The organism is Robertmurraya dakarensis (genome assembly GCF_900156875.1).
Taxonomy (GTDB): domain Bacteria; phylum Bacillota; class Bacilli; order Bacillales; family Cytobacillaceae; genus Robertmurraya; species Robertmurraya dakarensis.
In genome coordinates this window covers 2,010,927-2,029,582 of the sequence record NZ_LT707409.1, presented here as the reverse complement: position 1 = coordinate 2,029,582, position 18,656 = coordinate 2,010,927, and the positions used below count along the sequence as shown (strand labels likewise).

Annotated in this window: 20 protein-coding genes; 19 read left to right on the top strand and 1 reads right to left on the bottom strand. The window is 38.1% G+C overall.

The features are described from left to right. Positions 1 to 48 precede the first annotated feature (48 nt). Both ypjB and CZ487_RS18575 read left to right on the top strand, forming a co-directional pair. The gene (gene ypjB / locus CZ487_RS18580; protein WP_077213785.1) at positions 49 to 837 is read left to right on the top strand and encodes a sporulation protein YpjB; all 789 of its coding nucleotides are present in this window, start codon (positions 49 to 51) and stop codon (positions 835 to 837) included. 78 nt (positions 838 to 915) lie between these two features. After that, the gene (locus CZ487_RS18575; RefSeq protein ID WP_077213784.1) at positions 916 to 1,593 is read left to right on the top strand and encodes a zinc metallopeptidase; all 678 of its coding nucleotides are present in this window, start codon (positions 916 to 918) and stop codon (positions 1,591 to 1,593) included. 43 nt (positions 1,594 to 1,636) lie between these two features. Here the strand turns inward: CZ487_RS18575 and CZ487_RS18570 are convergent, their stop codons facing one another. After that, the gene (locus tag CZ487_RS18570; RefSeq protein ID WP_077213783.1) at positions 1,637 to 2,506 is read right to left on the bottom strand and encodes a YitT family protein; all 870 of its coding nucleotides are present in this window, start codon (positions 2,504 to 2,506) and stop codon (positions 1,637 to 1,639) included. Between the two features lie 226 nt (positions 2,507 to 2,732). Between CZ487_RS18570 and CZ487_RS18565 the strand changes: the two genes are divergently transcribed. From CZ487_RS18565 to CZ487_RS18485, 17 genes are all read left to right on the top strand, one after another. Continuing rightward, complete coding sequence (locus tag CZ487_RS18565) at positions 2,733 to 3,074, top strand: nucleotide pyrophosphohydrolase (protein WP_077213782.1); 342 nt, start codon at positions 2,733 to 2,735, stop codon at positions 3,072 to 3,074. A 6-nt stretch (positions 3,075 to 3,080) separates the two neighbouring features. Next, positions 3,081 to 3,881, top strand: coding sequence for a 4-hydroxy-tetrahydrodipicolinate reductase (gene dapB, locus CZ487_RS18560; RefSeq protein ID WP_077213781.1), 801 nt, complete (start codon positions 3,081 to 3,083; stop codon positions 3,879 to 3,881). Between the two features lie 11 nt (positions 3,882 to 3,892). Continuing rightward, positions 3,893 to 4,324, top strand: coding sequence for a methylglyoxal synthase (gene mgsA, locus CZ487_RS18555; protein ID WP_077213780.1), 432 nt, complete (start codon positions 3,893 to 3,895; stop codon positions 4,322 to 4,324). A gap of 51 nt (positions 4,325 to 4,375) precedes the next feature. Beyond that, complete coding sequence (bshA, locus tag CZ487_RS18550; RefSeq protein WP_077213779.1) at positions 4,376 to 5,518, top strand: N-acetyl-alpha-D-glucosaminyl L-malate synthase BshA; 1,143 nt, start codon at positions 4,376 to 4,378, stop codon at positions 5,516 to 5,518. Beyond that, a complete protein-coding gene (locus CZ487_RS18545; RefSeq protein ID WP_077213778.1) occupies positions 5,515 to 6,717 on the top strand; it encodes a CCA tRNA nucleotidyltransferase in 1,203 nt (400 codons plus the stop codon). The genes bshA and CZ487_RS18545 overlap by 4 nt, the downstream gene beginning before the upstream one ends. Then, positions 6,702 to 7,685, top strand: coding sequence for a biotin--[acetyl-CoA-carboxylase] ligase (locus CZ487_RS18540; protein ID WP_077213777.1), 984 nt, complete (start codon positions 6,702 to 6,704; stop codon positions 7,683 to 7,685). The genes CZ487_RS18545 and CZ487_RS18540 overlap by 16 nt, the downstream gene beginning before the upstream one ends. Before the next feature lie 248 nt (positions 7,686 to 7,933). Further along, complete coding sequence (gene panB / locus CZ487_RS18535) at positions 7,934 to 8,770, top strand: 3-methyl-2-oxobutanoate hydroxymethyltransferase (RefSeq protein ID WP_077213776.1); 837 nt, start codon at positions 7,934 to 7,936, stop codon at positions 8,768 to 8,770. Continuing rightward, positions 8,767 to 9,612, top strand: coding sequence for a pantoate--beta-alanine ligase (gene panC, locus CZ487_RS18530; protein WP_077213775.1), 846 nt, complete (start codon positions 8,767 to 8,769; stop codon positions 9,610 to 9,612). The genes panB and panC overlap by 4 nt, the downstream gene beginning before the upstream one ends. 33 nt (positions 9,613 to 9,645) lie before the next feature. Next, complete coding sequence (gene panD, locus CZ487_RS18525) at positions 9,646 to 10,029, top strand: aspartate 1-decarboxylase (RefSeq protein ID WP_077213774.1); 384 nt, start codon at positions 9,646 to 9,648, stop codon at positions 10,027 to 10,029. 169 nt (positions 10,030 to 10,198) lie between these two features. After that, positions 10,199 to 12,997 carry an ATP-dependent DNA helicase DinG gene (dinG, locus tag CZ487_RS18520; protein ID WP_077213773.1) on the top strand — a complete coding sequence of 933 codons (2,799 nt, stop codon included), beginning with the start codon at positions 10,199 to 10,201 and terminating at the stop codon, positions 12,995 to 12,997. 278 nt (positions 12,998 to 13,275) lie between these two features. After that, the gene (locus CZ487_RS18515; RefSeq protein ID WP_077213772.1) at positions 13,276 to 13,446 is read left to right on the top strand and encodes a YpmA family protein; all 171 of its coding nucleotides are present in this window, start codon (positions 13,276 to 13,278) and stop codon (positions 13,444 to 13,446) included. A gap of 13 nt (positions 13,447 to 13,459) precedes the next feature. Next, the gene (locus CZ487_RS18510; RefSeq protein WP_077213771.1) at positions 13,460 to 13,936 is read left to right on the top strand and encodes a cell wall elongation regulator TseB-like domain-containing protein; all 477 of its coding nucleotides are present in this window, start codon (positions 13,460 to 13,462) and stop codon (positions 13,934 to 13,936) included. Between the two features lie 20 nt (positions 13,937 to 13,956). Continuing rightward, entirely contained in the window at positions 13,957 to 15,147 is a 1,191-nt protein-coding gene (locus CZ487_RS18505; RefSeq protein WP_077215385.1) for a pyridoxal phosphate-dependent aminotransferase, read from the top strand. A gap of 211 nt (positions 15,148 to 15,358) precedes the next feature. Further along, entirely contained in the window at positions 15,359 to 16,654 is a 1,296-nt protein-coding gene (gene asnS / locus CZ487_RS18500) for an asparagine--tRNA ligase (RefSeq protein WP_077213770.1), read from the top strand. 97 nt (positions 16,655 to 16,751) lie between these two features. Then, entirely contained in the window at positions 16,752 to 17,459 is a 708-nt protein-coding gene (locus tag CZ487_RS18495; protein WP_077213769.1) for a DnaD domain-containing protein, read from the top strand. A gap of 32 nt (positions 17,460 to 17,491) precedes the next feature. Beyond that, entirely contained in the window at positions 17,492 to 18,154 is a 663-nt protein-coding gene (gene nth, locus CZ487_RS18490) for an endonuclease III (RefSeq protein WP_077213768.1), read from the top strand. Continuing rightward, positions 18,144 to 18,656 (top strand): YpoC family protein, encoded by a 513-nt coding sequence (locus CZ487_RS18485; RefSeq protein ID WP_084783332.1) that lies wholly within the window; start codon positions 18,144 to 18,146, stop codon positions 18,654 to 18,656. Before nth ends, CZ487_RS18485 begins: the two co-directional genes overlap by 11 nt.

The following is an 18,656-nucleotide window of genomic DNA, read 5'->3' as shown; positions in this document are numbered from 1 at the left end:
TGTCCATCTCCTCATACGATTTAAGTAGTAATATGAGGGGGGACAAGAATGAAATTAATGGCAGCTATTTTGTCAATCATGCTACTTTTACTAGCACCCATTTCTATAAATGCAGAACACTCCTTATCGTCAATTGATAAGCTTGATCAAATCTCGGACGAGGCCTTACAATTAGTAAAGTCCTCTCGCTATGATGATGCTAAAAAACTATTAGATTACTTTTCCGATCAATTTCTAACATACACAATGGACCACCAAACTTTCTCGATGGACGAGCTCCGAATTGTTACTACTGCACATAATGAAGCTGTAGAAGCGATGGCTAGTCCTGATATGAATCATATACAGCGAATGAATACAATGACAAAATTTCGGTTAGCCATTGATGCAGTGACGTCTTCAAATCAGCCGCTATGGACAGATATGGAAGAACCGATTATGACTGTATTTGCTGGAATGAAGGAAGCTGCTATAAAAGGGGATAGCGGGGAATTCCATTCCCATTTAAACTCCTTTTTGGTTTTGTATGAGGTCATTTATCCTAGTATGAAATTAGATGTTTCGTTTGATAAGGTCCAAGAAATCGATACTCGTGTAAGTTATATCGATCAATATCGTCCTCAAGTGCTTGCAGAACCGGCTAGTCAGGAAGAGTTGGGTTTATTGGAACAGAACCTTAAGGATCTATTTGATGGAGTGACAGAAGATGAAGCAGATCCATCTTTGTGGTGGGTAATCATTACAACAGGAAGTATCATTGTTGTTACATTATCTTATGTGGGATGGAGAAAATATAAAGGTGAAAAAGAAATTGAACGACAGAAAACCCGTATGTAAAGTGTTTTTGTTTGACATCCAAACCCCATCTTAATAAACTTATAGTAAGAACATTTTATGGAGGAGATACTAACAACCATGTCATTTATCATTTATTTCGTGCTAATTATGATCATTCCGTTATGGGCTCAATTTAAGGTCAAGGGAGCATACAAGAAATATTCTCAAGTCGCTTCTTCATCTCAGATGAGAGGGGCAGAAGTAGCCAGAAGAATCCTAGATAGCAATGGACTATACCATGTTGATGTTGTAGAGACACATGGACATTTAACAGATCATTATGATCCTCGTTCAAAAACGGTACGACTATCGACTAATAACTATCATGGTCACTCAGTGGCTGCTGCTGCCATTGCTGCCCATGAAGTCGGACACGCGATTCAAGATGGGCAGGATTATGCATTTTTGCGTTTCCGCCACGCCCTAGTTCCAGTTGCGAATCTTGGCTCTAATCTTTCTTGGATTTTTATTTTGATTGGGATATTTGCTCAGTTGAGCGGGATGCTCTTATTAGGGATTGCCTTTATGGCTGCCGCGGTTTTATTTCAAATTATCACATTGCCTGTGGAATTCAATGCATCAAACCGGGCAATGGAACAGGTGGTTTCATTAGGGGTTATACGAAATGATGAAGAAAGAGAAACACGAAAGGTGTTAAACGCAGCTGCGCTGACATATGTTGCTGCTGCACTTGTAGCGGTTCTCGAATTAGTTCGATTACTCCTCATTTTCACTGGTATGCAGAGTGATGATTAATATATATAAAGACAGCCAATCTTGATTGGCTGTCTTCTTTCGTTTATTCAATAGGTTTTTTGTTTTCATCTAACGTAAATCCCTCCCCCAGCACGTCATGTACGACTGTGACAGAAACGAAAGCAAAAGGGTCTACGTTTGTAATAATGTTTTTTAATCTAACTATTTCATTTCTTCCTACGACACAGTACAGTACTTCTCTTTCCTGTTTTGTAAAGGATCCATGACCTTTAAGAACGGTTACTCCACGATCCATCTCTTCTAAAATTTTTGTGGCAATTTCATCATTTTTATCAGATATGATCATGGCTCCGCGTGCAGAATAGGCTCCTTCCTGCATAAAATCAATGACCTTTGCACCGACAAAAACAACGACTAATGTGTACATGCCTTCTTTATAGGATAAATATGTAAGCAGAGAAAGGGTAATCACAACAGCATCAAATAGGAACATTGTTTTACCCATATTCCAGCCAACATATTTCTGGACTAGCCTCGCAATAATATCGACTCCCCCAGTTGTTCCACCGTACCGAAAGATAATCCCTAATCCAATTCCAATAAAGACTCCTGCGTATAGCGCGGCAAGAGCTAAATCCTCATATAGTGGAATGTGAATCATGAAACGCTGGAAAATCCATAGAAATACCGAAACGCTGACAGTGCCGATGATCGTATAGAGAAAGACATTCCTGCCTAATAGTTTCCAACCAATAAAAAATAGCGGGATGTTTAGGAGGAGATTGGTATAGGATGGATCCCAATTGAAGATGAAATAAAGCATTAATGTAATTCCTGTAAATCCACCTTCTGCCAGATTATTTTGCATATTAAAATGAACGATTCCAAAAGAGTAAATGGCGGCCCCTAGTATAATGAAAAACGTATTTTTAAACTTTAGACCAAATGGCATTTATTGCCCTCCTATCCCTATTTTGTGTATGCCATTAAAGCGTTTATATTATATAAGACGAATTCCAGAATGGCAACATTTGTTAACAAAAAGAAATTGATATCTTCTTTCTACAAATTTCATAAAATGTTTGTAATCAAACAGGCAATTAGCTAACATGAAAAATGATATAATATAATCTATTATGCCCGTTCATGAAGCAATCATATTAAGTGAGGTGGAATAGATGGAGAAAGAAAAAAGCCTCAAAGACATGCAGGCTGAGGTACATACATACATAAGCCAGTTTAAAGAGGGTTATTTTAGCCCGCTGGCAATGATGGCAAGAATGACAGAAGAGCTCGGGGAACTGGCACGCGAAGTTAATCATTACTATGGTGAGAAACCAAAAAAAGGGTCAGAGGATGAGAAATCAATTGAAGAAGAGTTAGGCGATGTTTTATTTGTCCTAACCTGCTTTGCAAATTCTTTGAATATTGATTTACAACATGCTCATGATACGGTAATGAAAAAATTTAATACCAGAGATAAAGATCGCTGGACGAAAATAGATCAGAATGAGGAGTGAGGAGAAATGGCAAAAGTAAAAGTCATTATTGCAGGACCAAGAGGAAGAATGGGAAAAGAGGCAGTAAACCTAGTGACTACAACGGAGAATTATGAGCTGGCTGCGGTCCTGGATTATAAGCATGGAGGTAAACAACTTAGTGACATAGAAGGGTTTACCGGGATATCTGTACCTGTATACGAAGACATTGAATCCTGTTTAACAGACGTGCAGGCGAATGTGTTAATCGATTTAACAACACCTGAAGTAGGGATGCACCATACTAGAACAGCTCTACAACATGGTGTGAGGCCGGTAGTTGGTACAACAGGCTTCACGAAAGAGGATTTACAAGAGCTTGAAACCATTTGTCAGGAAAAACAAATCGGCTGTATTATTGCCCCAAACTTTGCTGTTGGTGCGGTGTTAATGATGAAATTCTCTCAAATGGCTGCAAAATACTTTGGGGATGTGGAAATACTTGAATTGCATCATGATCAAAAACTTGATGCTCCGTCCGGTACGGCTGTTAAAACTGCGGAAATGATTGCGGAAGTTAGAGAAAAGAAGCAGCAGGGTCATCCAAATGAAAAGGAAACGATTTCTGGTGCAAGGGGAGCAAACATGGAGGGGATGCATATTCATTCTGTTCGACTTCCAGGCTTAATCGCCCATCAGCAAGTGATGTTTGGATCAGAAGGACAAGCTTTAACAATTCGCCATGATTCCTATAATCGTGCTTCTTTCATGTCGGGTGTAAAGCTTTCAGTTGATACGGTTATGAAGATTGATACATTTGTTTATGGATTGGAAAATATTCTTGAATAGGAGGGGACAAAGTGAACATCGCCTTAATCGCACATGATAAGAAAAAAGATGACTTAGTACGGTTTGCTATGGCATATACGGAAATCCTCAAGGATCATACCCTATTTGCTACAGGCACAACTGGATTGCGAATAATGGAAGCAACTGGTCTTACTATACATCGTTTCCAATCCGGTCCCTTAGGAGGGGATCAAGAAATTGGTGCCATGATAGCAAAAAATAAAATGGATGTCGTTTTATTTTTCAGAGACCCATTAACGGCCCAGCCGCATGAACCAGACGTATCCGCATTGATTCGCTTATGTGATGTATATGCTGTGCCGCTTGCGACCAATATGGGAACAGCTGAAATTATTATTAAAGGTCTTGAACGCGGGGATATATCATGGCGGGAAATCATTGCTGAAAGAAATGCAGAGGCAAGTAAAGATTTCAAAAAATGAGTTTGAGACGCCCTTTGGAAGGGTCCGTTAGTACAGCGTAGGAGATGTAAAATGAATAAATTGAAAATCGGGATTACGTGCTATCCAACAGTGGGAGGTTCTGGTATTGTTGCCACTGAGCTTGGGAAAATGCTGGCAGAGAAAGGTCATGAAATCCATTTCATCTCATCTAGTCTCCCTTTTCGCTTGAAAAAAATGTACCACAACATCTATTACCATCAAGTAGAAGTAAATCAATATTCGGTGTTTCAATATCCACCATACGACATTGCCCTGGCGAGTAAGATGGCGGAGGTTATTAATAGCGAAAACCTTGATCTTCTTCATGTTCATTACGCCATTCCGCATGCTGTTTGTGCCATACTCGCTAAACAGATGAGCGGCAAGGACATCAAAATTGTGACAACTCTGCATGGAACGGATATTACCGTATTAGGATATGATCTTTCTTTAACGGATGCAATTAGATTTGGGATTGAAAAGTCCGATGTAGTGACTGCTGTATCAAATTCACTGATACAGCAAACATATGATCTAATTCGTCCAAAAAAGAAAATTATACCTGTTTATAATTTTATTGATGAACGAGTGTATCAAGTTCGTAATTCTGCATATCTCAAGGAAGAGTTAGGAATTAGAATTGATGAGAAGGTTATTATTCATGTTAGTAATTTTAGACCAGTAAAACGTGTTCAAGATGTCGTCAGAGCCTTTGCAGAAATCTCTAAGGAAATAGATGCAAAGCTGCTGCTGATCGGTGATGGTCCTGAAATGCGCGGAGTCACGAGATTAGTAAGGGAACTTGAGATAACAAATAAGGTACTCTTCTTAGGCAAACAAGAAAATGTTGAGGAGCTATACTCTATTAGTGATCTGATGCTGCTGCTATCAGAAAAAGAAAGCTTTGGACTAGTGGCATTAGAGGCAATGGCTTGCGGTGTACCATGTATTGGGACAAATATTGGCGGAATTCCTGAGGTCATTGTGGATGGGGAAACGGGATACTTATGTGAATTAGGCGATATACAAGAGATTGCAGCCAAGGCGGTCGCCCTTTTATCTGATGCAAAGCTGCACCAATATTTTTCTAGACGGTCACTTAACCTTGTTCAGGAAAAGTTCAAAGCAGAAATCATTGTAGAACAATATGAAAATCTCTATTTTGAGTTATTAAAAAAAGGTGAGCTGCTATGATACAAGCCTTTAAACAAGCATTGCCCATTTTAGAAAAAATTGAAAAAGCAGGATACCAGGCCTATTTTGTTGGCGGTTCGGTCAGGGATCTTTTGTTAAACCAAGAGATACACGATGTAGATATTGCAACATCTGCAACTCCTGATGAAGTTATGGGAATATTTAACAATACTGTAGATGTAGGGATTGAGCATGGTACGGTAGTAGTCATCTATGGAGGCAGTACATACGAAGTGACAACTTTTCGTACGGAATCCGAGTATAGTGATTTTAGGAGACCGAATGAGGTTTCCTTCGTTCGATCTCTAAATGAGGATTTAATGCGCAGAGATTTCACGATGAATGCGATTGCGATGGATAAGAGCGGCGTTATGCTTGATCCGTTTAATGGTAAAAAAGATATTGAGGCAAAAGTTATTCGTACGGTAGGAGAACCGAAAGAAAGATTTCAAGAGGATGCCTTGAGGATGATGAGAGCAGTTCGTTTTGTCAGTCAATTATCCTTCTCTATTGAAATCATGACCTACAAAGCACTGAAAGTATACGGTTCCTTATTAAAGCATATTGCGATAGAAAGAATAGCTGTAGAATTTGAAAAGCTGCTGCTTGGAAGAAATAGCAGAAATGCTCTTAAAATCTTATTAGATACGGGGTTATATCAATATTTGCCAGGTCTTTACGGGAAGCGGGAAGCTCTTTATGATTTTCTAAAAGTAGCTGGAGACCGAAGTTTGTCCAGTGAAGAACATTGGGTGTTACTACTGCATCATTTACAAATAGCAATTAGTGATGTTGACATGTTTTTAAGGAAGTGGAAACAGCCAGTCAAAAAGATCAAAAGAATCAAAAAAGGCTTGATTTGGCTGGATTTCAGGCTTAAGCAACAATGGACTATCGTTCATGCCTACAAAGCACAGCCTGATTTAGTCATGAGCACGGAAAAACTTTATCATAGCTTAACTGATCGGGATGATAACGGCGTATTACAAGCACTCCAACAAATGCTGACATCTATGCCTATCCAAAAGAGAAGCGACCTGGCTGTAACAGGCAAGGACCTAATACAATGGTTTGATCAAAGAGGTGGTCCTTGGGTAGAAGAAACCCTTGTAAAAATTGAAGAAGCCGTGTTGATAAAAGAAACAGATAATACTAGAGAAGGTATAAGGGAGTGGTTGTTTAAGTGCAATCAGAGCTAAGAAAAAAACTGTTGGATGCCTTTGCTGAAAATCGTGATCAATATTTATCGGGACAGCATCTAGCGGATATTGTTGGATGCTCAAGAACAGCCGTATGGAAGCATATTGAAGAATTGCGGAAAGAAGGCTTCGAATTAGAGGCGGTTAGAAGAAAAGGATATCGAATTGTGAAAATTCCTGAGAAGGTTTCTCAGGATGAAATTCGATTAGGCTTAAATACTATTTTTATCGGCCAGAATATTCACTATCAAGAAAGTGTTGAAAGTACGCAAAAGATTGCTCATCAGCTTGGACTTGAAAATGCATCTGAGGGAACGGTTGTAATTGCTGAAGAACAGCTTTCTGGAAGAGGGAGAATGCAGAGGCATTGGCATTCTCCAAAATCTACTGGGGTTTGGATGAGCATTATCCTGAGACCCAAACTGCCAATCCCGAAAGCTCCACAGCTTACACTTTTAACAGCGGTGGCGGTAGTACAGGCTATTGAAGAATGTACAGGGTTAACACCTGAAATTAAATGGCCAAATGATATTCTAATAAACGGCAAGAAAGTAACAGGCATTTTAACCGAATTACAAGCAGAGGCTGATACCATTCATTCCGTTATTATCGGTATCGGCATAAATGTTAATCAACAGCTGCAGGATTTCCCTGAAGAGCTTAGGTCAATAGCAACTTCACTTTCCATTGAAAAAGGGGAACTCTTTAATCGTGCGGATTTAATTCGCAGTCTATTTAGCAAATTAGAAAAACTTTATTTGCTATACTTGGAAAAAGACTTCTCCCCAGTTAAATTGTTATGGGAAAGCTATGCAGTCAGCATTGGAAAAATGATCAATGCCAGAACACTGTCTGGAAATATATATGGGAAAGCCATCGGAATTACGGAAGATGGAGTACTGTTAATTAAAGATAATGATGGAAAGATACATCAAATCTATTCGGCTGATATAGAGTTAACAGAATAATTTATATTTTTTTATAGTAAGAGCCTAATAAATCTGTTATAATTTTTTTGCGGGCAGTATCGAGGTAGAGCTGCACCATTCTGTAATACTTAACATAATAGATGTCTGCCTAGATCCAATATGGACCAGGACAGAGGGATGAAACAATATTAGAAATTCTATGGGATCCTTCTGCGAAAAACGAGGATCCCTTTTAATTTTGATAGCATTCGTTTTGTCTCCTCTTCCGATAAAAAGGAGGAAAAATGATGAAGCAAACGACACATTTTTTAACGATGAAAGAAAAAAATGAAAAAATTGCTATGATCACGGCCTATGATTATCCTTCCGCGAAACTAGTGGAACAAGCTGGAGCTGATATGATTCTTGTCGGGGATTCGCTTGGAATGGTCGTCCTAGGTTATGATTCTACTATTCCTGTTACAATGGAAGATATGATCCATCACGCAAAGGCTGTCAGAAGAGGAGCAAAAGAAACATTTGTCGTTGTTGATATGCCTTTCATGAGCTATCACCTTTCGATCCGCGACACGTTAATAAATGGTGCTAAGATTATGCAGGAGACAGGTGCAAACGCCGTAAAGCTAGAAGGCGCTGGAGAAGTGATCGAACATATCAGGGCATTGACTAATGCTGGAATACCAGTGGCCGCCCATCTTGGTCTGACTCCTCAGTCAGTTGGAGTATTAGGAGGTTACAAAGTCCAAGGAAAGAGTGCAGAAGCTGCTAAAAAATTGATAGAAGATGCAAAAAGATGTGAAGAAGCTGGTGCGTTTGCCATTGTTCTAGAGTGCGTTCCAAAGCAATTGTCCCAAGAGATTTCTAATTATCTGAACATTCCTACTATTGGTATAGGAGCAGGAGTGGGGACAGATGGGCAAGTACTTGTATATCATGATATTCTAACATATGGTGTAGACCGTTTACCTAAATTTGTTAAGCCTTTTGCTAATGTAAATAGAGAAGCAACACTTGGTTTAGAACAATATGTGTCCGAAGTGAAGAAAGGTTTATTCCCAGACGATATTTATAGTTTTACTATGAAAGAAGAAGAGCTTATGGTGCTGTATGGAGGGAAAGCATGAAAGTCATTACAACGATCCGTGAAATGCAAAAGACCATTAGAGAGATTAAGCTTCAGCAAAAGTCTGTAGGGTTTGTACCTACTATGGGTTTTCTTCATGACGGCCATATCCGCTTAATGGAAAATGCTAGAGAGAATAATGATGTTCTTGTTTTAAGTATTTTCGTAAATCCGCTTCAATTTGGACCAAATGAAGATTTTGATGCTTATCCAAGAGATTTTGAACGTGATAGTGAAATAGCCTTGTCAAAAGGTGTCGATTATATTTTTTATCCATCAGTAGAAGAGATGTATCCAAAAGAAATGTCCGTTAAGGCATTGGTGCAGCAAAGAACCAATGTGTTATGCGGTGAGTCTAGGCCGGGGCATTTTGATGGAGTGGCTACTGTTCTCACTAAGCTCTTTCATATTATATCACCAGACAGGGTTTACTTTGGATTAAAGGATGCCCAACAAGTTGCGGTTGTTGAAGGATTAATAACAGATTTTAACTTTCCAATCGAGTTAATCCCAGTTGATACCGTTCGAGAGGAAGACGGTCTTGCAAAAAGTTCTAGGAATGTTAATCTTTCACCTGAAGAACGACTAGAAGCACCGGTCTTATATGAAAGTTTGCTATATGCTAAAAGGTTAGTTGAAGAAGGGGAAAGAAATACTGATTTGATCCTTTCAGATATGAAAAAGTTGATAGAGGAAAAATCCAGTGGAAGTATTGATTACATTGAGATATTCTCTTTTCCGGAACTTGAACCGCTTCCAGTTATTGAAGGGAAAATTATAATTGCATTAGCGGTTAATTTCAAAAAAGCTAGATTAATAGATAACATCATTATTTCAATTTAGTAAACTAAACTATAGGTGATTGGGGAGAGCTTTATGTTTCGAACAATGATGAATGGGAAGATACACCGTGCCCGTGTCACGGAAGCAAATTTAAATTATGTAGGCAGCATTACGATTGACACTGATATATTAGATGCAGTTGGAATGGTGGCAAATGAAAAGGTACAAATCGTAAATAATAATAATGGTGCCCGGTTTGAAACATACATTATTCCTGGGAGAAGAGGAAGCGGCGTTGTCTGCTTAAACGGTGCTGCTGCAAGATTGGTTCAAGAAGGCGACGTGGTGATTATCATTTCTTATGCATTAGTATCAGAAGAAAAACTAGCCTTCCATCAGCCAAAAGTGGCGATCATGGATGAACATAATCAAATTGTTGAACTTTTACATGCTGAGCCAGAAAAAACAATTTTATAAAGGAAGAACTGCCGGTATTCTCGGCAGTTCTTTTTTCTTGTCATTTCGTTTTCTTATATAAAGTCCAATATTGTATAATATTAAAGGTAGTACGATTTTAAATATTGCTTTAGCTTTTTCCGTTTAGGTATACCATTTTGATTGAGCTAAACACCCGAGGTGTAATAGATTGAGTAACAGGTTTGTTGTTGTAGATTTAGAAACAACTGGTAATTCCCCTAAAAAAGGGGATAGAATCATCCAATTCGCTGCAGTAGTAGTGGAGGACGGGAAAATTGTTGACGAGTTCTCTTCGCTAGTGAATCCTGAACAACAAATACCAGTGTTTATTGAAGAGTTAACAGGTTTAACTGATGAGTTAGTTGAAGGTGCACCATTATTTTCAGAGATTGCGCCAAAGGTGTTATCGATGTTAGATGGAGCTTATTTTGTTGCACATAATGTGCTTTTTGATTTGTCCTTTTTACAGGACGAGTTAATAGAAAATGGATATGAAGGATTCTTTGGGCCAGTTTTAGACACAGTTGAATTGTCTAGAATCTTAATACCTACCGCGGATAGTTATAAGCTTAATGAATTAGCCTTAAGGGAAGGTTTGAATCATGAACGTCCCCACCAAGCAGACAGTGATGCCTACGTGACTGCGGAATTATTAATACGATTGTTGAAGCGCCTTCTGGAATTACCCAGAACGACACTAAGGCAGCTGTTAAGATTCTCAGGGGGCTTAAAAAGTGATATTGCCCTTTTACTTGATGAAATTGTCTTAGAAAACGAAAGTAAAGTGGAGAAGAATCCTCAATCACTTGCTATTCACAGAGGGATAGCGATTAAAAAAATTGAGAAACCACATCAAAAATACAATGAGTTGATTCCATATCCTTTTAACGACGATGAAAAAGAGGAATATTTCTTAAAAGCATTTCCTTCTTATGAAAAACGGATGGGACAGTTTGAAATGATGGACACCGTTTTTCAATCATTTATTGAGAAAAATCATGCCCTTATTGAAGCCGGGACAGGAGTTGGCAAGTCTATTGCCTACTTATTTCCAGCAGCCTTATACGCTAAGCAGGAACATGAAAGAGTTGTTGTCAGTACATTTACGATACAGCTGCAAAGTCAATTGTTAGCTAAGGATATCCCTTTGCTGCAGAAAATGCTGCCATTCAAGATAAATACTGTGTTGCTCAAGGGGAGAAGCCACTATATTAGCCTCGCTAAGTTTGAGGCATCCCTAAAAGAAGATGATGACAACTACGATATCTGTTTAACCAAAATGCAAATTCTTGTATGGCTCACCGAAACAGAAACAGGGGACCGAGATGAACTTAACCTCTCAAGTGGAGGAGCTCTTTTTTGGAATAAGATTAGGAACGATGATTTGACTTTTTTTCAGCAGAAAACTTGGAACTCCTATGACTTTTATTTAAGGGCTAGAAAAGAGGCAGAAAATGCCGATATCATTATTACTAATCACTCCCTTTTATTATCGGATATAGCTGCGAAAAATACGATACTCCCGACTTATAAGTATTGTGTCATTGATGAAGCACATCATTTTGAAAAAGCTGCCAGCAAGCATTTTGGCGACTTTCTAGACTATAAAGATATTCGGATCTTATTGAGCCAGTTTGGTCAATATGAACAAAAGCAGTTGTTTTATAAGCTGGATAAGCTTTTAAAGAAAAAAAATCCTGAACTTGAAGCAGATAACCTGCATTCTTTTGAAATCAATCAACTGTTTCAAGATTTAACAAATGAAATGGATGATTTCTTCAAAATCGTCGGTCTTTATGCGCGTAAGAAGGTTAAAAAAGACTCCATAAATCGTATAACATGCCGGTTATTATATGACGAAGATTCAAAAGAATGGCAGGCTGCAGCAAATAGTGGTGAGAGGTTTTACTTTTTATTAAAGGATGTAATGCAATACCTGCGAGATGGCCTTGAATTATTAAAACTACCGGAAATAACGCTCACTGCAAAAGAAAAAAGATTATTAGGAGAGCTTTCTGCATTGCAAAAGGAAATGGAAGAGCTTAAGGATAAGTTTAAAAACATCATTTTAACTCCTCCAAATGACTTTGCAGCGTGGATTGAAGTTGACTTGCGTTCCTTGCAGAATGCTACAAGAGTATTCTCTCAGCCTGTAACGACAGCAAAAACAATGGAAGAGCAATTTTTTGCAAAAATGGATAGTGTTATTCTAACTTCTGCTACACTATCTGTAAAAAACTCATTTAAGTATATGATTGACTCGTTAGGGTTAAAGAATAGTCCGATCATATCAAAACAAATACAATCACCCTTCCAATATGAAGAACAGGTACAATTGATTATTCCTAATGATTTGCCGGAAGTGAATTCCGTTCCTTTGGATGAATATGTAGCTTGTATCACCGAACATATCATTTCAATTGCTGAAGCAACAAAGGGAAGAATGTTAATCCTATTTACAGCTTATGAAATGTTAAGAAAAACATATGACCTAATGAAGGAAAGCGGATTATTAGAGGATTATGTTATAATCGGTCAAGGGGTAACGAGTGGAAGCAGAACAAGGTTAACACGCAACTTCCAACGTTTTGAAAAGTCGATTTTATTGGGTACAAACAGTTTTTGGGAAGGGATTGACATCCCTGGCGAAGATTTATCTTGCCTGATTATCGTTAGGTTACCTTTTTCACCGCCAAATGACCCTTTAACAGATGCAAAATGTGAACTGATTAAACAGCGGGGCGGCAACCCCTTTTCGGAGTATTCATTACCAGAAGCGATTATCCGCTTTAAACAGGGATTTGGACGTTTAATTCGTACAAGCCAGGATCGGGGTCTGGTCGTTGTCTTTGACAAACGGTTAGAATCCACTTCTTATGGAAAATCATTTTTAAAGTCTATTCCTGAAGTCCCTGTGAAAAAAACAAATATTACAGAAATTGTTAAGTTTATTGAAGACTGGCTCTAAGATTTAGATGAAAATGAAAAGAAAAGGCCGCACATTTGTGCGGCAAAAGTGTGTGGACTAGAAAGTTTTTATTAAAAAGGTATTTTGAATGTAAAAGATGATTCATTTGTTGATATAATGTCTTTAGCTTAGCTTGTATTCTGATGATAGGTACAAAAGATTTAACAGGGTTTATCATCAATATACTGTGTTAGAGATTCGGTTACTTATCATTATTGTTGCCGAATATCATCATGTGTATGATTAACAAATATTGTTGGATATTGGGAGGAAATTGAATGGAAAGCAAGATTGAAGTCCTGTCAACTGTAAAAATTTTAAAAAGTCCGGATTTATACAAAATTGTTGACTCACTTAATCGAACGCTTAAGGACCGAGATTTAATGTTTGGTCTAGCACTAGATCAAGAAGATGAGAATAAAGTGGTATTTACCATATATCGTACATAATGGAGTTTTTCTAGTGAAAAAATGGATATGGATTATGATTATCATTTTTGTCATAATGATTGCTTTTGGTATCACCGTTTATATAAATGCCCTCGAACCACTGAAAAATGCGGAATCAGCAGCGATAAAGGCTGCAAAAAAGGAGACTTCTCTAGTAGAAGTAACGGATTTCTCTTTATATAATGGTTCTGAAACATACTACGTTGTTACTGGTATCAATTCCAAAAAGGAGAATATCATTGTCTGGATTCCTGAAAAGGATGACAAAAAAGTGATAGTAAGAAAAGAAAGTGATGGCATTACAAAAGAGGAAGCGATTCAAAAGCTTCATAAAGAAAAAGATCCTCAAAAGATAATGACCGTTAAATTAGGAATGGAAAACAACATTCCGCTTTGGGAAATTTTTTACCGTTCGAATGAGGAATTAATTAACTATTACTATGTTGACTTTGAATCAGGAGAATGGTTGAAAGATATACAAAATTTATAATCACTACCGGAGGGAACAAAATGGAAATTCAATTGGCGAAAAGAGTGAAATCACTAACACCTTCAACAACGCTGGCAATCACAGCAAAGGCCAAAGAATTAAAAAGTCAAGGTCATGATGTAATTGGATTAGGAGCAGGGGAACCTGATTTTAATACTCCACAGCATATTATTGATGCAGCGTGCTCATCAATGAATGAAGGTCATACGAAGTATACACCTGCAGCTGGATTGCCAAAATTAGTAAATGCTATTATCAATAAGTTTAAAGCTGATCAAGGAATTGAATATTCATCTAAAGAAGTAATTGTAACGAATGGAGCTAAACATGGACTATATACATTGTTCCAAGTGATCTTAGACGAAGGTGATGAAGTTATCATTCCGACTCCTTACTGGGTAAGCTATCCAGAGCAAGTTAAATTAGCAATGGGTGTGCCTGTTTTCGTTGAAGGTTCAGAAGCGAATAGTTTTAAAATCACTCCTGAGCAGCTTTCCGAAGCGATTACAGATCGGACAAAAGCAGTTATCATCAATTCACCAAGCAACCCTACAGGAATGCTTTATACGGAGGAAGAATTAAAAGCGCTTGGTGAGGTATGCTTAGAGAAAGATGTGTTAATTATTTCAGATGAAATTTACGAAAAGCTTACGTATGGGGAAAACAAACATGTATCGATTGCACAGCTGTCACCCCAATTGAAAGAACAAACGATCATAATTAATGGAGTGTCAAAATCTCACTCTATGACTGGATGGAGAATTGGCTATGCAGCGGGTAACGAGACAATTATTAAAGCGATGACAAACTTAGCAAGCCACAGCACTTCAAATCCGACGACAACTGCACAATATGGTGCAATTGCTGCTTACGAAGGTTCACAGGAACCAGTGGAAGAGATGAGAAAAGCGTTTGAGGAAAGATTAAATATCATTTATGATAAGTTGGTCGCGATTCCAGGTGTTTCATGTATTAAGCCGCAAGGGGCATTCTACCTATATCCTAATGTAAGGGAAGCAGCTGAAATAACGGGCTATGAAAATGTTGACGCATTTGTTGCTGCACTTTTAGAAGAGGCGATGGTAGCAGTTGTTCCAGGATCAGGTTTTGGTACACCTGAAAATATCCGTTTATCTTATGCCACATCGCTTGATGTGTTGGAAGAAGCTGTTTCTAGAATTAATAAATTTGTTGAAAATAAGAAAAAATAAGTATTTGATACTGTGCTGATTTAAAAGATATTAATGTTTGCTTGTCCGCCGCTAAAGTATGTATAATAAGGTGGAACATTTACCCTGACTCGCAATTTTATTGCGAGTTCCTTTATTATAGAGGCATTTTTTAAAAAATTTGTTATTTTATAAATGATTAGGCGAGAATGTACATAGAAAGATTGAGTTAAGATTTTGGAGGGATTTTGAATTGCAGAAAACCACAATTTCACAAGTACACAAATATGTTGATCAAGAAGTTAAAATTGGCGCTTGGATAGCTAACAAACGTTCAAGTGGGAAAATAGCGTTTTTACAGCTTCGTGATGGTACGGGATTTATTCAAGGCATTGTTGTTAAAGCTGAGGTTTCTGAAGAACTTTTTCAGACAGCTAAGTCTATCACACAAGAGTCTTCTGTTTACGTAACTGGGATTGTTCAAAAAGATGAACGGTCTCCGCTAGGTTATGAGCTTTTAGTAAGAGGCTTAGAGTTAATCCATCAAGCAACGGATTATCCAATCACACCGAAAGAACATGGTACAGAGTTTTTAATGGACCACCGGCATTTATGGCTGCGTTCTCGAAGACAGCACGCAGTGATGAAAATTCGTAACGAAATCATCCGTGCTACATATGAATTTTTCAATGAACAGGGCTTTTCAAAGGTAGATCCGCCAATCCTGACGGGAAGTGCACCAGAAGGAACGACGGAATTATTTGCCACGAAATATTTTGATGAAGATGCGTTTTTATCTCAAAGCGGACAATTATATATGGAAGCAGCCGCAATGGCGTTAGGGAAAGTCTTTTCCTTTGGACCTACATTTCGTGCGGAAAAGTCAAAGACCCGCCGCCATTTAATTGAGTTCTGGATGATTGAACCAGAAATGGCTTTTGTTGAGTTTGAAGAAAATTTAGAGGTTCAGGAAAATTATGTATCGTATATCGTTCAATCTGTCCTTAAAAACTGTTCAATAGAATTAAAGACATTGGGCAGAGATACCTCTAAGCTTGAGAAAATCTCAGCACCTTTTCCACGTATCAGTTATGATGACGCTATAAAGTTTTTAATCGACAAGGGCTTTGACGATATTAAATGGGGAGATGACTTTGGTGCACCTCATGAGACGGCGATTGCTGAAAGTTTTGACAAACCCGTCTTTATTACAAAATACCCTACATCACTTAAACCGTTTTATATGCAGCCAGATAGCGAAAGAGAAGACCTTGTTTTATGTGCAGATTTAATTGCTCCAGAAGGATATGGGGAAATAATCGGCGGGTCGGAACGGATTCATGATTTTGATTTATTAAAGCAAAGAATTGAGGAACACAATCTTCCACTTGAATCCTATAACTGGTATTTAGATTTAAGAAAATATGGATCTGTACCTCACTCAGGATTTGGATTAGGATTAGAAAGAACGGTTGCTTGGATAAGCGGTGTTGAGCATGTCCGCGAAACGATCCCATTCCCAAGATTGTTAAACCGTTTATACCCATAAGAAGACAATCGGAACCGGCTGGAATTAGCCGGTTCCATTATTTCTCCATACTCGTCCTAGAAACTTCATGTTATACTCTAGTAGAGGTGTCTAAAATATGAAAGATTACTTAGTACAATGGCTGCAAGAAGGAAATTTAACGATACCAATGGCTTTAATGAATTACTATAAGCAGCTAAACTTAAATGAGGAAGAACTCGTATTAATATTACATGTCTTATCATTTCAAGAAAAAGGAAACGAATTTCCTACTCCAAATGAAATCTCCTCTAAAATGACCTTTACTGTTACACAATGTACAGAATTACTGCGAAAGCTCATCCAAAAAGGGATGATCGATATCCAGGAAGGATACTCTGATACGGGCATTCGCTTTGAAAAATATAGCATTCAGCCGCTATGGGAAAAACTAATTGATGTCTTTCTTAAAGGCAAAAATGAAGTAGAGAAAAAACAACAACAAAAGGACGAAATGGATTTATACACTGTGTTTGAACAAGAGTTTGGCAGACCGCTGTCTCCATTTGAATGTGAAAGCCTGGCACTTTGGATGGATGATGACCGACATGAGCCAATACTAATTAAGGCTGCGCTAAGAGAAGCGGTTATTTCAGGAAAATTAAACTTTCGATACATTGACCGCATTCTATTTGAATGGAAAAAGAATGGCGTAAAAACAATTGAACAGGCAAAAAATCATGGACGAAAATTTAGATCATATCAAACAAAGCAGCAGCCTTCACAACCGAAGGAGACAGAAAGCCGTTCAAATGCTGTGCCATTTTATAATTGGTTAGAACAATAATTGATTTTTTTAATGATCGTGAGTGAATGTAAATGCTTAATAAAACCCAGATTCGGTACTGTTTGGATAAAATGGGAGAGATGTTCCCAGATGCTCATTGTGAACTTGTTCATTCCAACCCGTTTGAACTTGTTATTGCTGTAAGTCTTTCTGCACAATGCACAGATGCTTTAGTTAATAAGGTGACGCGGGAGCTATTTCAGAAATATAAAACTCCAGAAGATTACTTGAAAGTACCGATTGAAGAACTGCAAAACGATATCCGTTCCATTGGCTTATATCGAAATAAGGCCAAGAACATTCAAAAACTATCTAAAATGCTTATTGAGGAGTATGATGGGCAAGTTCCCAAGGATCGAGATGAATTAACTAAACTTCCTGGTGTTGGCCGAAAAACAGCCAATGTCGTAGTCTCAGTTGCCTTTGGAGAACCTGCAATTGCGGTCGATACCCATGTTGAAAGGGTGAGTAAACGGCTTGCATTTTGCCGGTGGAAGGATTCTGTTTTGGAAGTAGAAAAGACATTAATGAAGAAGGTTCCCCGGGAAGAATGGTCTGTTACACACCATCGCATGATATTCTTTGGCAGATATCATTGTAAGGCTCAAAACCCTCAATGTCCTACATGTCCGCTCTTGGACGTGTGCCGTGAAGGAAAGAAGCGGATGAAGGGGAAGGATGTTAATGAGCATTAAGACCTTTGAAGTACCGAAGGAATTGGGGCAATCTTATTTTTTTCCTGAGAAAATCATCAGTGAAGAGATAGACGAATTGGACCACTTTAATGTCAATAAAATATTTATTTATGATGCAGCCTTTTATGTGGGTATACAAGCTTTAAAGCCATGGGAAGAAAACGAAGCATCTATTTCTGCACTTCTAACAGAATGGCCGGTACTGCGAGATCAGCTTAAAATAAATTTTAAAAACAGAGATCTTGCTGGCGCAAAGGAACCGATGAAAAAGGGGATTGGGCTCTTTATTGAGATGATGCATTGGACAAATGGCACACCTGTAAAACTATCACCCGAAATAGTATGGAATAATCTTGCCGTAAAGCCTGTAAACGTACGGGAGCGCTTGGATTTTATTCTGAGGAGACCGGTTTTTTATCCTTCTTATATGCAGCTTATCGAATTAATGATCGAGATGGAGAAGCTTTATAAAAAATCTATAGCTATAAAAAAAAGCGTCTAA

Coding starts and splice junctions, on each gene's coding strand:
- ypjB (WP_077213785.1), top strand. CDS start 49: ATGAAATTAATGGCAGCTATTTTGTCAATCATGCTACTTTTACTAGCA.
- CZ487_RS18575 (WP_077213784.1), top strand. CDS start 916: ATGTCATTTATCATTTATTTCGTGCTAATTATGATCATTCCGTTATGG.
- CZ487_RS18570 (WP_077213783.1), bottom strand. CDS start 2,506: ATGCCATTTGGTCTAAAGTTTAAAAATACGTTTTTCATTATACTAGGG.
- CZ487_RS18565 (WP_077213782.1), top strand. CDS start 2,733: ATGGAGAAAGAAAAAAGCCTCAAAGACATGCAGGCTGAGGTACATACA.
- dapB (WP_077213781.1), top strand. CDS start 3,081: ATGGCAAAAGTAAAAGTCATTATTGCAGGACCAAGAGGAAGAATGGGA.
- bshA (WP_077213779.1), top strand. CDS start 4,376: ATGAATAAATTGAAAATCGGGATTACGTGCTATCCAACAGTGGGAGGT.
- CZ487_RS18545 (WP_077213778.1), top strand. CDS start 5,515: ATGATACAAGCCTTTAAACAAGCATTGCCCATTTTAGAAAAAATTGAA.
- panB (WP_077213776.1), top strand. CDS start 7,934: ATGAAGCAAACGACACATTTTTTAACGATGAAAGAAAAAAATGAAAAA.
- panC (WP_077213775.1), top strand. CDS start 8,767: ATGAAAGTCATTACAACGATCCGTGAAATGCAAAAGACCATTAGAGAG.
- panD (WP_077213774.1), top strand. CDS start 9,646: ATGTTTCGAACAATGATGAATGGGAAGATACACCGTGCCCGTGTCACG.
- CZ487_RS18515 (WP_077213772.1), top strand. CDS start 13,276: ATGGAAAGCAAGATTGAAGTCCTGTCAACTGTAAAAATTTTAAAAAGT.
- CZ487_RS18505 (WP_077215385.1), top strand. CDS start 13,957: ATGGAAATTCAATTGGCGAAAAGAGTGAAATCACTAACACCTTCAACA.
- CZ487_RS18495 (WP_077213769.1), top strand. CDS start 16,752: ATGAAAGATTACTTAGTACAATGGCTGCAAGAAGGAAATTTAACGATA.
- nth (WP_077213768.1), top strand. CDS start 17,492: ATGCTTAATAAAACCCAGATTCGGTACTGTTTGGATAAAATGGGAGAG.
- CZ487_RS18485 (WP_084783332.1), top strand. CDS start 18,144: ATGAGCATTAAGACCTTTGAAGTACCGAAGGAATTGGGGCAATCTTAT.